The 14,105-nt window shown below is 62.3% G+C and carries 12 protein-coding genes; 4 read left to right on the forward strand and 8 right to left on the reverse strand.

Annotation, left to right across the window (positions count from 1 at the left end):
- Window positions 1-23: 23 nt before the first annotated feature.
- Entirely contained in the window at window positions 24-515 is a 492-nt protein-coding gene (locus tag HMPREF9695_RS18750) for a Fur family transcriptional regulator (RefSeq protein ID WP_006022471.1), read from the reverse strand.
- Window positions 516-703: 188 nt separating this feature from the next.
- On the opposite strand from HMPREF9695_RS18750, the gene HMPREF9695_RS18755 reads away from it, so the two are divergent.
- On the forward strand, window positions 704-1,810 hold the full coding sequence (locus tag HMPREF9695_RS18755; RefSeq protein WP_006022472.1) for a patatin-like phospholipase family protein: 1,107 nt from the start codon (window positions 704-706) through the stop codon (window positions 1,808-1,810).
- A 151-nt stretch (window positions 1,811-1,961) separates the two neighbouring features.
- Here HMPREF9695_RS18755 and pcaF read toward each other — a convergent pair whose 3' ends face one another.
- Window positions 1,962-3,170 carry a 3-oxoadipyl-CoA thiolase gene (gene pcaF, locus HMPREF9695_RS18760; protein WP_006022473.1) on the reverse strand — a complete coding sequence of 403 codons (1,209 nt, stop codon included), beginning with the start codon at window positions 3,168-3,170 and terminating at the stop codon, window positions 1,962-1,964.
- Window positions 3,171-3,368: 198 nt separating this feature from the next.
- On the opposite strand from pcaF, the gene mutS reads away from it, so the two are divergent.
- A complete protein-coding gene (gene mutS, locus HMPREF9695_RS18765; protein ID WP_041712702.1) occupies window positions 3,369-6,101 on the forward strand; it encodes a DNA mismatch repair protein MutS in 2,733 nt (910 codons plus the stop codon).
- Between the two features lie 6 nt (window positions 6,102-6,107).
- Here the strand turns inward: mutS and HMPREF9695_RS18770 are convergent, their stop codons facing one another.
- From HMPREF9695_RS18770 to HMPREF9695_RS18785, 4 genes are all read right to left on the reverse strand, one after another.
- On the reverse strand, window positions 6,108-6,620 hold the full coding sequence (locus HMPREF9695_RS18770) for an OsmC family protein (protein ID WP_006022475.1): 513 nt from the start codon (window positions 6,618-6,620) through the stop codon (window positions 6,108-6,110).
- Window positions 6,621-6,676: 56 nt separating this feature from the next.
- Window positions 6,677-7,456, reverse strand: a complete 780-nt coding sequence (locus tag HMPREF9695_RS18775; protein WP_006022476.1) for an ABC transporter ATP-binding protein — start codon at window positions 7,454-7,456, stop codon at window positions 6,677-6,679.
- Window positions 7,456-8,307, reverse strand: coding sequence for an ABC transporter permease (locus tag HMPREF9695_RS18780; protein WP_006022477.1), 852 nt, complete (start codon window positions 8,305-8,307; stop codon window positions 7,456-7,458). Before HMPREF9695_RS18780 ends, HMPREF9695_RS18775 begins: the two co-directional genes overlap by 1 nt.
- A 99-nt stretch (window positions 8,308-8,406) precedes the next feature.
- Entirely contained in the window at window positions 8,407-9,381 is a 975-nt protein-coding gene (locus HMPREF9695_RS18785) for an aliphatic sulfonate ABC transporter substrate-binding protein (protein WP_006022478.1), read from the reverse strand.
- A gap of 246 nt (window positions 9,382-9,627) precedes the next feature.
- Here HMPREF9695_RS18785 and HMPREF9695_RS18790 point away from each other — a divergent pair, with 246 nt between their 5' ends.
- On the forward strand, window positions 9,628-12,420 hold the full coding sequence (locus HMPREF9695_RS18790; RefSeq protein ID WP_041712892.1) for a [protein-PII] uridylyltransferase: 2,793 nt from the start codon (window positions 9,628-9,630) through the stop codon (window positions 12,418-12,420).
- On the opposite strand, the gene HMPREF9695_RS18795 is transcribed toward HMPREF9695_RS18790, so the two are convergent.
- Complete coding sequence (locus tag HMPREF9695_RS18795; RefSeq protein WP_006022480.1) at window positions 12,417-12,956, reverse strand: methylated-DNA--[protein]-cysteine S-methyltransferase; 540 nt, start codon at window positions 12,954-12,956, stop codon at window positions 12,417-12,419. The two genes, HMPREF9695_RS18790 and HMPREF9695_RS18795, sit on opposite strands and share 4 nt — an antisense overlap.
- Before the next feature lie 136 nt (window positions 12,957-13,092).
- Here HMPREF9695_RS18795 and HMPREF9695_RS18800 point away from each other — a divergent pair, with 136 nt between their 5' ends.
- Window positions 13,093-13,467, forward strand: coding sequence for a DUF1304 domain-containing protein (locus HMPREF9695_RS18800; RefSeq protein ID WP_006022481.1), 375 nt, complete (start codon window positions 13,093-13,095; stop codon window positions 13,465-13,467).
- Window positions 13,468-13,485: 18 nt separating this feature from the next.
- Here the strand turns inward: HMPREF9695_RS18800 and HMPREF9695_RS18805 are convergent, their stop codons facing one another.
- Complete coding sequence (locus HMPREF9695_RS18805) at window positions 13,486-13,914, reverse strand: DUF1330 domain-containing protein (RefSeq protein ID WP_006022482.1); 429 nt, start codon at window positions 13,912-13,914, stop codon at window positions 13,486-13,488.
- Window positions 13,915-14,105: the final 191 nt, after the last annotated feature.

Consider the following 14,105-nt stretch of genomic DNA (forward strand, 5'->3'; position numbering starts at 1 on the left):
GCTTTCCGCCGTGTTGTTCTGATTTAGGCAGCTCGTTGACAATGTGCGCAGGTGCCGGTGATTTCCACCACCGATAATTTCGGTGCGAAGCCCGTGCCGCGCGCGGCTTCGTTGAAACTTTGTGCGAGCGGCGCGGCCGGAATCTCGCCGACCGATCCGCAGGTCTCGCAGATCAGGAACGCCACCACCGCCGTCTCGTCGTGATTATGCGCGCAGGCAAGAAACGCGTTGCGGCTTTCGATGCGATGGACCAGACCGTTGTCCATCAGGAAATCCAGCGCACGATAGACCGTGATCGGCGCCGGTCGCGGCATGGTCTTGGCAAGCTCGTCGATCACTTCATAGGCACCGAGCGGCCGATGGCTCGATAGCAACGCGCCCAAAACCTGCCGCCGGATCGGCGTGAACTTCTGCCCGCGCCCGGTGCAAACCTTCTCGGCATGCGAGAACGCATCCTCGGCACAACGGCCGTGGTCATGGTTTGGGTCAGGAAAAACGGGCTTCGCTTGTTTCATTCGCCCAATATGTAGTGTGGTTAGGGTGATTCCGCTCATAATTTCAGCGGCATAAGTTGACACAACATTTTGCAATGCATCATTTTTATTGCATTGCATCATAAAAGCCCCAAATCATCGGCATACAAAGGAACTTCGCGGGTCTCCAAGGAACCCCATAATTGAACCATTTCAGAGAGAAAGAGCTCATGGCGACCACTCTCAAGACCTATCTCGACAACCTGACTCCTTGGAACTTTTCCGGCGTGCGCAAGGCGAGCGCCGCCAAGAAGATCAATCTGGCGCTTCAGGGCGGGGGATCGCATGGCGCGTTTACCTGGGGCGTGCTGGATCAGTTTCTTGCCGACGGGCGACTGGAAATTACCGGGATTTCCGGTGCGTCTGCGGGCGCCCTGAATGCGGTGATGGTTGCGGACGGTCTCACCCGTGGCGGCCCCGAAGAGGCACGCAAGCGCCTCGCCGAATTCTGGCGCGCGACCAGTACCGGCGGCGATCTTCCTCCGGTCCAGCGCGCGATGACCGACCGGATGTTTTCATTGATGCCGTTTGCGGCCACACCGCTGCAGAACTGGTTCGAGGCGATGGCTCATTACTTCTCGCCGTACGAACTAAATCCGCTCAATATCAATCCGCTCAGTCAGCTCATCGAACGTTTCGTCGATTTCGACGCGCTGCGCGCCAACACGGATCTCGCGCTCTACATCTCGGCGACCAACGTTCATACGGGCCGCCTGCGCATTTTCGCGAACGAGAAGATCACCGCTGACGTGGTGATGGCGTCCGCCGCACTGCCTTTCATGTTCCGCGCGGTCGAGATCGACGGCGTGCCGTATTGGGACGGCGGCTACATGGGCAATCCCGCGATCTTTCCCTTTTTGCAAGCGACCGACGCAGAAGACGTGCTGGTGGTGCAGATCAACCCGGTGTCGCGCACCACGACGCCGCGAACCTCCGGCGAGATCATCAACCGGCTGAATGAGATCACCTTCAACTCGGCGCTGATCTCTGAATTGCGCACCATGGATTTCGTCAATCAATTGATCGACGACGGCCGGTTGCCGCGCGGGACCGGCAAAGATCAATACCGCCGGCTCAACATTCACCGGATTGATCTTGGCGGTCTCGGCACGCGCCTTGCCGCCTCCAGCAAGATGAAGACCGACTACGACTTCTTCGAATTGCTCCACCGGGCCGGCATGCGCGCCGCCAAGAAATTCCTAGACAACCATTTCGACGATATTGGCCGCCGGAGCACGATCGACCTTGCCGCCGAATCCGGCGTGGAATGGGCATAGCCGCGAAAACGTATGTCGAGGCCCGCACGCTGATCGGATTGAGGGAGGCGCCGCTGCATCAATAATCGCAGGCGAGCGATCATGCGGCAGGCTCCGCACAAAAGCAAAACGGGGAGCCGAAGGCTCCCCGTTTGCATCAGATCCGGAACGATCAGTTCAGTTTTTCGATGGCCGCCGCGGCGCCCTGCCCGACGCCGACACACATGGTGGCCAGCGCGTACTTGCCGCCGCGCTTTTCGAGACCATGCACAGCCGTCAGCACCAAACGCGCACCGCTCATGCCGAGCGGATGACCGAGCGCAATCGCGCCGCCATGCGGGTTCACGAAATCAGCATCTTCCTTGACGCCGAGCTGGCGCAGCACCGCGATGCCCTGCGACGCGAACGCTTCGTTGAGTTCGATCAGATCGATGTCACCGATCTTGAGGCCAAGCTTCTCGAGCAGCTTGCGCACCGCCGGCACGGGGCCCATGCCCATCACACGCGGCGCGACACCAGCCGACGCATGACCGAGGAGCTTTGCGCGCGGCGTCAGGCCGTGTTTCTTCACGGCTTCTTCCGAGGCCAAGATCAGCGCAGCCGCACCGTCATTGACGCCCGAGGCGTTTCCGGCCGTCACCGTGCCGTCGGGACGCGTGACAGGCTTCAGCTTGGCAAGCTGCTCGAGTGTAGTTTCGGGACGCGGATGTTCGTCCTTGTCCACAATCACAGGACCGGCCTTGCCGCCGGCAACCGTTACCGGGGTAATTTCCTCGGTGAAGTAACCTGCGGCGATTGCCTTGCCCGCGCGCTGCTGCGAGCGGATTGCGAAAGCATCCTGATCGGCGCGTGAGATCTGGTAATCGGTCGCCACGTTCTCACCGGTTTCCGGCATGGAATCGACGCCGTACATCTTCTTCATCAACGGATTGACGAACCGCCAGCCAATGGTGGTGTCGTAGGTCTCCACCGCGCGCTGATAAGCCTCGTTGGCCTTGCCGGTGACAAACGGCGCACGTGTCATGGATTCGACACCGCCCGCGATGGCGAAATCGATCTCCCCTGCGCGGATCGCGCGCGCCATACCGCCGACCGCATCGAGACCCGACGCGCAGAGCCGGTTGACGGTCATGCCAGGCACTGTCTCCGGCAATCCGGCCAGCAACAGCGCCATGCGAGCGACGTTACGGTTGTCTTCGCCGGCCTGATTGGCACAGCCATAGGCGACTTCATCCAGCGCACCCCAGTCGGCCTTGGGATTGCGCTCCATCAGCGCCTTGATGGGCGCAGCGGCCAGATCGTCCGCACGCACCTTGGCCAGCGATCCGCCGAACCGGCCGATTGGCGTCCGCACCGCATCACAGATGTAAACATCACGCATGGTCGTTCTCCCTGAAGTTGGTCCGGACAAAGTCCTCGGCTGCCGCGAGTTTTAGGAAGCACGGCGCGGGGCGTCAAATGATCGATGCCGGGAACAGCCTGATTGCCCGGCAGAGCGGCCATGCACCGGCCGTCTCAAGGCGTGGAAAACGTCCCGTGCAATTCCACCATGCGAAAGAACTTTGCTAGTGTTCGCTCCATGACCATCCATTCCACGCCCCCCACACCGCTGAACGCCGAAACTGCCTCCCCGGAGGCCGCCGGACGCGTGACGCCGATGATGGAACAGTACCTTGAAATAAAGGCCGCCAACCCGGGCCTGCTGCTGTTCTACCGGATGGGCGATTTCTATGAACTCTTCTTCGAGGACGCCGAGACCGCCTCCCGCGCGCTAGGCATCACGCTGACCAAACGCGGCAAGCACATGGGCGAAGACATCCCGATGTGCGGCGTACCGGTGGAGCGCTCCGATGACTATCTGCACAGACTGATCGCACTGGGTCATCGCGTCGCGGTGTGCGAGCAGACCGAAAATCCTGCCGAAGCGCGCAAGCGCGGCAACAAGAGCGTGGTGCGGCGCGACGTGGTGCGGCTGGTGACGCCGGGCACCCTGACCGAAGACACACTGCTCGACGCCAAGACCAACAATTATCTGCTGGCGATTGCACGGACGCGCGGATCCTCGTCCGCCGGCGACCGCATCGGACTGGCGTGGATCGATGTTTCGACGGCGGAGTTCAGCGTCACCGAATGCAGCGCCGCCGAGCTTGGCGCGACGCTGGCGCGTATCAATCCCAATGAAGTGATCGTCACCGACGCGCTGTACTCCGATCCGGAATTGTCCGCGCTGTTTCGCACGCTGGCCGCCGTGACGCCGGTGACGCGCGATGTGTTCGACGCCGCCACCGCCGAGCGGCGGCTGTGCGACTATTTCGCCGTCGCGACCATGGACGGCTTCGGCGCGATGTCGCGCCTTGAGGCGACTGCGGCCGCAGCGGCGGTGACGTATGTGGACCGTACGCAGGTCGGCCAGCACCTGCCCCTGTCGCCACCGGCGCGCGAGGCAGCCGGCACGACGATGGCGATCGATCCCGCCACCCGCGCCAATCTCGAACTGACGCGGACGCTTGCGGGCGAGCGGCGCGGGTCGCTGTTAGATGCCATCGACTGCACAGTCACCGCAGCCGGCTCGCGGCTGCTCGCGCAGCGCCTCTCCGCGCCGCTGACTGACAGCACCACCATCTCGCATCGGCTCGACGCCGCTGCATTATTCGTGAACGACAGCGCCGCACGCGACGATCTGCGCGGCATTCTGCGCGCGGCGCCGGACATTTCGCGCGCACTGGCGCGGCTGTCCGTCGGACGCGGCGGGCCGCGTGATCTCGCCGCGCTACGCGACGGAATTCTGGCGGCCGACAAGGCCGTCGAGCGGTCGGCGCGGATCGAAAAACTTCCACGCGACATCACGCTTGCCATCGACGCACTGCGCCGCCCGTCCCGCGACCTCGCAAAGGAATTCGCGCGAGGCCTCGCCGACGAGCTACCGCTGTTCAAACGCGATGGCGGCTTCGTGCGTGCCGGCTATGAACCCGCGCTCGATGAAACGCGTAACCTGCGCGATGCCTCGCGGCTGGTGGTGGCCGCGATGCAGGCGCGCTACGCCGACGACACCGGCATCAAGGGCCTGAAGATCCGGCATAACAATGTGCTTGGCTACTTCGTCGAGGTCACCGCGCAGCACGGCGACAAGCTGATGGCTGCGCCGCTCAACGCGACCTTCATCCACCGTCAGACCCTCGCCGGACAGGTGCGTTTCACCACAGCCGAACTGGGCGAAGTCGAGGCCAAGATCGCCAATGCCGGCGACCGCGCCCTCGGGCTTGAACTCGAGATATTCGACAAGCTGTGCGCGATGGCGGTTGCGGCCGGTGACGACCTGCGCGCCGCGGCACACGCGTTTGCGCTTCTCGATGTGACGTCCGCGCTTGCAAAACTCGCGGTCGACGAGAATTATGCACGGCCTGTGGTCGACAACTCGCTGAAATTCTCCATCGAAGGCGGTCGCCATCCTGTCGTCGAACAGGCGCTCAAGCGCGATGGCCAGCCTTTCATCGCCAATGCCTGCGATCTGTCGCCAGGACCGTCACAATCCTCCGGACAGATCTGGCTTCTGACCGGCCCGAACATGGCGGGTAAATCGACTTTCCTGCGGCAGAATGCGCTGATCGCGCTGATGGCGCAGATCGGCAGCTTCGTGCCCGCCAAGCTTGCTCATATCGGCATCGTCGACCGGCTGTTCTCACGCGTCGGCGCCGCTGACGATCTGGCCCGCGGCCGCTCAACCTTCATGGTCGAGATGGTGGAAACCGCAGCGATCCTCAATCAGGCGGGCGAGCGGGCGCTGGTGATCCTGGACGAGATCGGCCGCGGCACCTCGACCTTCGACGGGCTCTCGATTGCGTGGGCCTCGATCGAACATTTGCATGAGAGCAATCGATGCCGCGCGCTGTTCGCCACGCACTATCATGAATTGACCGCCCTCTCGGCCAACCTGCCGCGATTGTTCAACGCCACAGTGCGCGTCAAGGAATGGCAGGGCGACGTGGTGTTCCTGCACGAGGTGCTGCCGGGATCGGCGGATCGTTCTTACGGCATTCAGGTCGCAAAGCTCGCCGGCCTGCCGGCTGCGGTGGTGGCGCGCGCGAAGTCCGTGCTCGCGAAACTGGAAGCACAGGACCGTGGCACCACGGCGCGTGCGCTGGCCGACGACCTGCCGCTGTTCGCAGTCCCGTCACGCGCGGCCGCCGAACCCCAGCCGCCGAGCGCCGCCGATCAGGTAGCCGAGGCTCTCAGCGCGCTACATCCCGACGAGATGTCGCCGCGCGAGGCGCTGGACGCACTCTATGCGTTGAAGGCGAAGTTGCCGAAGTAACGCACGTTAAATACGATTGAGCGACACCACGGTCTTCGGGCCGTTCTTGATGGTCTGGTAGACCACGCAGTAACGCTCGGTGAGTTTCAGAAGCTGATCGAGCTTGTCCTGCGGCGCGTCGGTGTCGACATCGAACCGTAGACGAATTTCCGCAAACCCGACCGGCGCTTCCTTGTCGACGCCGAGGGTGCCGCGAAAATCGAGATCGCCTTCAGCGGTGACTTTGCCGGACTTCAATGGCGCGTCAATGGCGGTCGCGACCGACTTCAGCGTCACACCGGCACACGCCACCAGCGCTTCGAGCAGCATGTCGCCCGAACAGAGTTCAAGCCCGGAGCCGCCGGTCGCCGGATGCAACCCCGCAATCGCGGCGGCCGCCTTGCCGGTCTCCACCTTGCAGGACAGGCCTTCGCTGTCGAGCGATCCCTTCGCCTTCAATGTGATGAACGCAGCCTTGGGATCGGATTTGTAGCGATCCTTGATCGGCGCCTGCATGGCGCGGAGTGCAGTTGAATCCATTGTCTCGTTCTCCGTTTCCATCGGCATCAACAACGCCGTATGCAGCTTATTCCGCTTTATATCCCCTCACCGACCGTCAGCGAAACGTCCGCGGGACGCATGGCTCGGTTGAGCGAGCGATCCAGCGACGCCAGCACCTGATGCTTGACCGTCTCGAAGGCAGATGAATTCCTGTCGCGCGGACGGGTGAGATCCACCCGGATCTCCTCGAACAGACGTCCCGGCAATGGCCGCATGACCATCACGCGGTCGGCCAGCACCACCGCCTCATCGACATCGTGGGTGACAAGAACGAGGGTCGGCCTGGTGTCGGCCCACAGATCGAGCAGATGATCCTGCAAATCGGCACGCGTGAAGGCGTCGAGCGCGGAGAACGGCTCGTCCAGCAACAGCACCTCCGGCGACGGCACCAGCGCCCGCGCGATGGCGACACGCTGCGCCTGCCCGCCCGACAATTCACGCGGCCAGGCATTGGCCTTATCGGCAAGGCCGACACGCGCCAGAGCACGCGCAATCCGCTGTTGCCGCTCCCCGGATGTCAGATGACCTAGGCCGAAGCCGATATTCTCGGCGACGCTGAGCCACGGCAGCAGCCGCGGCTCCTGAAAGATGATGCCGATCTTTTCGTGGGGCGCGGTGATCGAGATGGCATCGAGCGTGACCGACCCGGTCGTCGCGCGGTCGAGCCCAGATATGGCTCGCAGCAGGGTGGATTTCCCGCAGCCCGATCCGCCGATAATCGCGACGATCTCGCCTGGCTTGATGCGTGCGGAAAAATTCTCCAGCGCATGGACGCCGTTCGGATAAGTCTTGCCGACATGATCAAGAGCAAGCATCACGCGCCTCCTGCATGCGCGCTGAAGGAATCCTGCCAGCGCAGGAATGGCGCCGCCGCCAGCTGGATCAGCCAGTCCGTGGTCTTGCCAAGGACTGCGAACACGATGATGGCAGCGACGATCTGCGCGGGTTTGCCGAGTTGCTGGCCGTCCGTGAGCAGATAGCCGAGGCCCTCCGACGCGCCCATGAATTCAGCGGCCACCACGAACATCCAGCCAAGACCGAGACCGGAGCGCAGCGATACGATGTAAGCCGGCAGCACTGCGGGCAGCATGATGCGCCGGATCATCGCAAAGCCGCTGAGGCGGAAAATGCGGCCGACCTCGACGATCTTGCGGTCCACGGCAAGGATTGCGCCCATCACGCCGAGATAGATCGGAAAGAAAACGCCGACCGCGATCAGCGCCACCTTGGAGGTTTCGAAAATCCCGAGCCACAGGATAAACAGCGGTACCCAGGCAATCGACGGGATCGCGCGCAAGGCCTGAAAGGTCGGATCGAGCAGACGCCGCGCCAGCGTCCAGTAGCCGCAGATCGCGCCAAGAATTGTTCCTGCCGCGATGCCGAGACCGAAACCTGCACCGACGCGGCTCAGTGTCGCGATAATGTGCCGGCTCAATTCGCCGCTGGCAGAGAGTTCAACCAGCGTCTGCCAGATGCGGCTTGGCGGAGGCACCAGCCGACCGTTGGAATAACCGAACCGCACGGCAAGCTCCCACGCCAGCGCAAGGCCGAGCGGCAGCAGCAAGCCAATTGCAGGACGCGCAACGCGGCGCAGGCGGCCGGCCGGGCGCGATCCCGCCTCCTTCGCGATGACGTCCGGCGCAGGCGTATCGAGTGTCATGGTCATAGCAGAAACCGCTTATCACAACCGATTGCAAGAGTACTCAGCGCGAAGGCCCGCAGGCTTGCGGCATGCGGGCCTGTTAACGTGCCATCCGCGGCCTCGTCAGTTCGTCGGCAGCGGGACCTGATCGTCAATCAGCGCATCCACCGTCGCCTTCACGTCGACGCCCGGCTGGATCACGCCGGCCTGCTGAAGGGCAAGACCCGCGGCCAGAATGGACTCGCGCTGCGGCGCGCCGATCCGGTTATGCGTCAGCTCGGTGCGTTCCTTGAGCTGCTTGTCGACCACAGTTTCCGGCAGCTTGGTGACGGCGATGAAGCCCTTTTTCAGTTCATCGTAATTGGCCAGCGAATACTTGCGCGCCTCCTCATAGACTGCGAGCACGCGCTGAACGATCTTCGGATTGTCCTTCAGGAACTGTTCGCGGACATTGAGAATGCCCCAGGTATTGGCCTCGGGCTTGCGGAAGAACAGCTTTGCGCCGTCCTCGATTTCAGCCTGCGCCATCATCGGATCGAGCCCCGCCCACGCATCGACGTCGCCGCGGATCAGCGCGGCCTTGCCGTCGGCGTGCTGCAGCAGAACAGGTGTAATGTCCTTGTCGGTCAGGCCGGCGTCGAGCAGCGCCCGCACAAGGAAAATGTGCGGATCGGTGCCGCGCGTCACCGCAACGCGCTTGCCTTTCAGATCGGCGACCTTCGCAATCCTGGAGTCCTTGGCCGTTACCAGCGCGGTCCATTCCGGACGCGAATAGACATAGACCGATTTGATCGGATTGCCGTTGATCTTCGCGACCAAGGCGGCCGAACCGGCCGTCGAACCGAAATCGATCGAACCGGCATTGAGGAATTCGAGCGCCTTGTTGGAGCCCGCTGACTGCACCCAGACGATCTTGATCCCGTCCTTCTCGAATTCCTTTTCGAGCAGACCCTTCTCTTTCAGGATGATCGACACCGGATTGTAGGTCGCCCAGTCGATCGCGATCTGCTTTGGCGCATCGGCTGCAAGGGCTGCAACCGGGGCGAACAGAGCGCCTGCCATCAAGGCAGCAACAGCGCGTCGGGTTGGTCGGAACATCGTCGTCTCCATCTGGATCGATTGGCGGGTGATTTGGGACTGCCGGTGCATACGACCGCTTGCCCAATACGAAAAAATCATGATATTTTTCAATAAGTTAAACGACAACGTCAACGAGAAAATAACTCCGTAAATGCAACCCGCAGGAGAACTGCCTTCCCCCAAAGGGAGGAAAATCAGAACGGACGGCTCGTCTTGCCGCAATCCGCTGGTGACACCGTTGCCGCCGTCCGTTATCCGAATGGAATGGACAGCGTGACGGCCCCCCTCCCGGACGACGACGTGATATTCGACAGCGCACGCATCGCAGGCGAAATCGACGCGCTCGCGCAGCAACACGCCGGAAAAGACGACCTGCTTCGGGCAGCCATTACGCAACTGCTGAAAAGCGAGTTCGCGCAGGCCCGCGAGGTCGCGCAGACAGAACTGCTAAAGGATCGACACGGGCGGCGATGTGCTGAGCGGCTTTGCTTCGTTCAGGACGAGATCATCCGCATTCTTTTCAACGCCGCGACCAGACATCTTTATCATTCGCCGACACCGTCAGACTCCGAACGCATGGCCGTCATCGCCACCGGCGGTTATGGCCGCGGCCTGATGGCGCCTGAGTCCGACATCGACCTCCTGTTCATCCTTCCCTACAAGCAGACCGCCTGGGGCGAGCAGGTCGCGGAAGCGATCCTTTACTGCCTGTGGGACATGGGACTGAAGGTCGGTCACGCCACCCGCTCCATCGACGAATCGATCCGGCAGGCGCGGGGCGACATGACGATCCGCACCTCGGTGCTGGAAACGAGATTCCTCACCGGCGACACAGCGCTCTACGACGAACTCGTCACCCGTTTCGACAAGGAAGTCGTACAGGGGACGGCGACTGAATTCGTCGCCGCGAAACTTGCGGAACGTGAAGAGCGGCACCGGCGCGCAGGCCAGTCACGTTATCTGGTTGAGCCCAACGTCAAGGACGGCAAGGGCGGTCTGCGCGATCTGCACACGCTGTTCTGGATCGCTAAATACGTCTACCGCGTCAGCAATACCGAAGATCTCGTCCAACGTGGCGTGTTCGATCCGCAGGAATACCGCACGTTCCGCCGCTGCGAGGACTTTCTCTGGTCGGTCCGCTGCAACATGCATTTCTTCACCGGCCGTCCTGAAGAGCGGCTGTCGTTCGAGATGCAGCGCGAGATCGCGCAGCGGCTCGGCTACACCTCGCATCCCGGCATGCAGGACGTCGAGCGCTTCATGAAGCATTACTTCCTGATCGCCAAGGAAGTCGGCGATCTCACCGCGATCCTGTGCGCCAAGCTGGAAGATCAGGAAGCCAAGCCCGCGCCGGTGCTGAGCCGGATGATGGCCAGGCTTCGGCCCGGCCGCAAACGCGGCCGCGTTCCGGGCGGCGAAGATTTCGTCATCGACAACAACCGCATCAATCTTGCCGCGCCCGACGTGTTCAAGACCGATCCGGTCAACCTGATCCGCATTTTCCGGCTCGCACAGAAAAACAATCTGGCGTTTCACCCCGACGCCATGCGCGCGGCAACGCGCTCGCTCGGGTTGATCACGCCGAAGCTGCGTGAGAATCCCGAAGCCAACAAACTGTTCATGGAAATTCTGACGTCGAACGACGCGGAAACGGTGCTGCGGCGGATGAACGAGGCCGGCGTGCTCGGCCGCTTCATCCGAGCGTTCGGCCGGATCGTGTCGATGATGCAGTTCAACATGTATCATCACTACACGGTCGATGAGCATTTGCTGCGCTGTATCGGCATCCTTCAGGACATCGAGCGCGGCGGGAACGATGAATTCGTGGTCGCCAGCGACCTGATGCGGAAAATCCATCCCGAGCATCGCGCCGTGATCTACATGGCGGTGTTCCTGCACGACATCGCCAAAGGCCGTCCCGAGGATCACTCCATCGCGGGCGCCAAGGTCGCGCGGCGGCTTTGCCCGCGCTTTGGATTCAATGCAGCCGACACCGAGCTGATCGCCTGGCTGATCGAGGAACACCTCACCATGTCCACGGTGGCGCAATCGCGCGACCTGTCGGACCGCAAGACCATCGAGAACTTCGCAGCGGTCGTTCAATCAGTCGAGCAGATGAAGCTGCTGACCATCCTGACCACGGCCGACATTCGCGGCGTCGGCCCCGGCGTCTGGAACGGCTGGAAAGCGCAGCTCATCCGCACGCTGTATTATGAAACCGAACCGGTGCTGACCGGCGGCTTCTCCGAGGTCAATCGGGCCCAGCGCATCGACGCGGCGCAGGCGGAATTCCGTGCAACCTTCACCGAATGGCCTACCGCCGAACTCGAGGCCTATATCTCACGGCACTATCCTGCCTACTGGCTGAAGGTGGAACTGCCACGCAAAATTCGCCACGCGCGCTTCGTCAAGGCCAGCGAGGCCGGCGGCCACAAGCTCGCGGTCAATGTCGGCTTCGATGAGGGACGCGGCGTTACCGAACTGACGATCATGGCGCCCGATCATCCCTGGCTGCTGTCGATCATCGCGGGCGCCTGTGCCTCCGCCGGCGCCAACATCGTCGACGCGCAGATCTACACCACCACCGACGGCATCGCGCTCGATACCATCGCGATTACCCGCGAATACGATCGCGACGATGACGAAGGACGGCGCGCAACCCGCATCGGCGACACCATCGAACAGGTACTGGAGGGCAAGCTGCGCCTGCCCGACATGATGGCGCGCCGCACAGCGTCCAAGACCCGGCTCAAGCCATTCAGCGTCGAGCCGGAAGTCAGCATCAACAATCAGTGGTCGGATCGCTACACCGTGATCGAGGTGTCCGGGCTCGATCGTCCGGGTCTGCTGTTCCAGCTCACCACCGCGATCTCCAAACTCAATCTCAACATCGCATCGGCCCATGTCGCCACCTTCGGCGAGCGCGCACGCGACGTGTTCTATGTCACGGACCTGCTCGGCGCGCAGATTACTGCGCCGACGCGACAGGCCGCCATCAAGCGCGCCCTGATCCATCTGCTCGCCAATGGCGACGCGGCGGAAAAACCCGCCGCTTAACTGCGTGCTCGCTTGCCGAGCGCCGCGCCTTCATGGGCGAGCAGCCATTCCTTGCGCGCGAGCCCGCCGCCATAGCCGGTCAGCGAGCCATCGGCGCCGATCAGCCGGTGACACGGCACGACGACGCTGACCGGATTTGAGCCGTTGGCGAGACCGACCGCGCGGGCGGCGTTGGGGACGTTCAAGCGAACGGCGAATGCACCATAACTCGATGTTTTCCCCGCACGGATTTTTTGCAGCTCCTTCCAAACCTTGCGCTGGAATGGCGTGCCGTTGGTTTTCCATTTGATCTTTTTCAGCTCGCCAAGGTCTCCAGCAAAATAGCTTGTCAGTGCCGCCGTGATGCTTTTGGGAGCCGGTGCTTTCTCCAAGGCATAGTCGCCGTAATGCCGCCGCAGCAGGCGATGCAGCCGTGTCTCGTAATCACTCCAGTCGAGTGCGCGCAGGAAGCCCTGATCGTCGGTGACGAGCAAAGCGGTGCCGATCGGCGTCTCAAGCCGATCGAGGTGGAATCGCTGAGGTTGTTTTGCGGTCATGTCCGGCGTCCGTCATCACGCGTTTCGGCCATCCTGGCCGCAGTGACGCGGGAAGTCTTTCCGTTTTCCGACAACGTCGAGGTCTCGGCAATCGCCGCGCTTGCTGCTAGGTTCCACTCGTACAGGGGGAATTGCCATGAATTTGATTGCCAATGTTCTCGTCGCACTGGTCGCGGCGTTGCACATCTATTTCCTGGTGCTGGAGATGTTTCTCTGGACCAAGCCGAAGGGCCTCGCGACATTCGGCAACACGATCGAGAAGGCGCAAGCCTCCGCGGTGCTCGCCGCCAATCAGGGACTTTATAACGGCTTCCTGGCTGCCGGTCTGATATGGGGTCTGCTCCACCCAAACCTGGCGTTCGGCTTCCAGATCAAGGTGTTCTTCATGCTGTGCGTGATCGTGGCCGGGCTTTACGGCGGCTATTCGGTCAGCAAGCGGATCATCATGGTGCAGGCGCTTCCCGCTGCGGTCGCGCTTGTCCTGCTCTGGTTGGCGCGCGCCGCGGCCTGAGCCGGGACGTAGCTCGCATCACTCGGGGATTTCGCCGAAGGTTTTGCCGACCTGCATCGGGGCGGTGCGGATCAGCCGCGAGTCCTCGACCGCAGCCTGACGATGCTTCACCGCTTCGCGGTAAGCCGGGTCGCGGATCATTTCCACGAATGCGGCGACGCTCGGATACTCGGCGATGAAGCAGTGATCCCATCGCTCCGACGAAGGACCGATCAACATCAGTTCGAACTTGCCCTGCCAGACGATCCGGCCGCCGAGCCGCATGAACACCGGCCCACTCTCGCGGCCGTAACTGGCATAGGCTTCCGCACCGGTCGCCTTGCGCCCGTCGGGATATTTCGCCTGCGCATGCAGCCGCACCAGATTCAGCATGTGGATCGGGCCGGGACGATCATTCTCACGAAACGCCGCAAACACGTCCTTGGTGGGGTCGATATGGCCGGTCATCGTCGGTACCTTTATGCATGAAATTTTCCGACAGACTCTGTCGATCCGACAAGCCAGGTCAAGGCAACTCCGGACCGGCATTTCTGCCATGCCCGCGACGGAACATCTAATCCCTCGTTAACCTTTGCGTAACGCGCCTTTAAACCGCCATCGCTAGCCTGCACGCCTCATGTAACCGGTATACCGGCACG

This window comes from Afipia broomeae ATCC 49717 (assembly GCF_000314675.2).
Taxonomy (GTDB): domain Bacteria; phylum Pseudomonadota; class Alphaproteobacteria; order Rhizobiales; family Xanthobacteraceae; genus Afipia; species Afipia broomeae.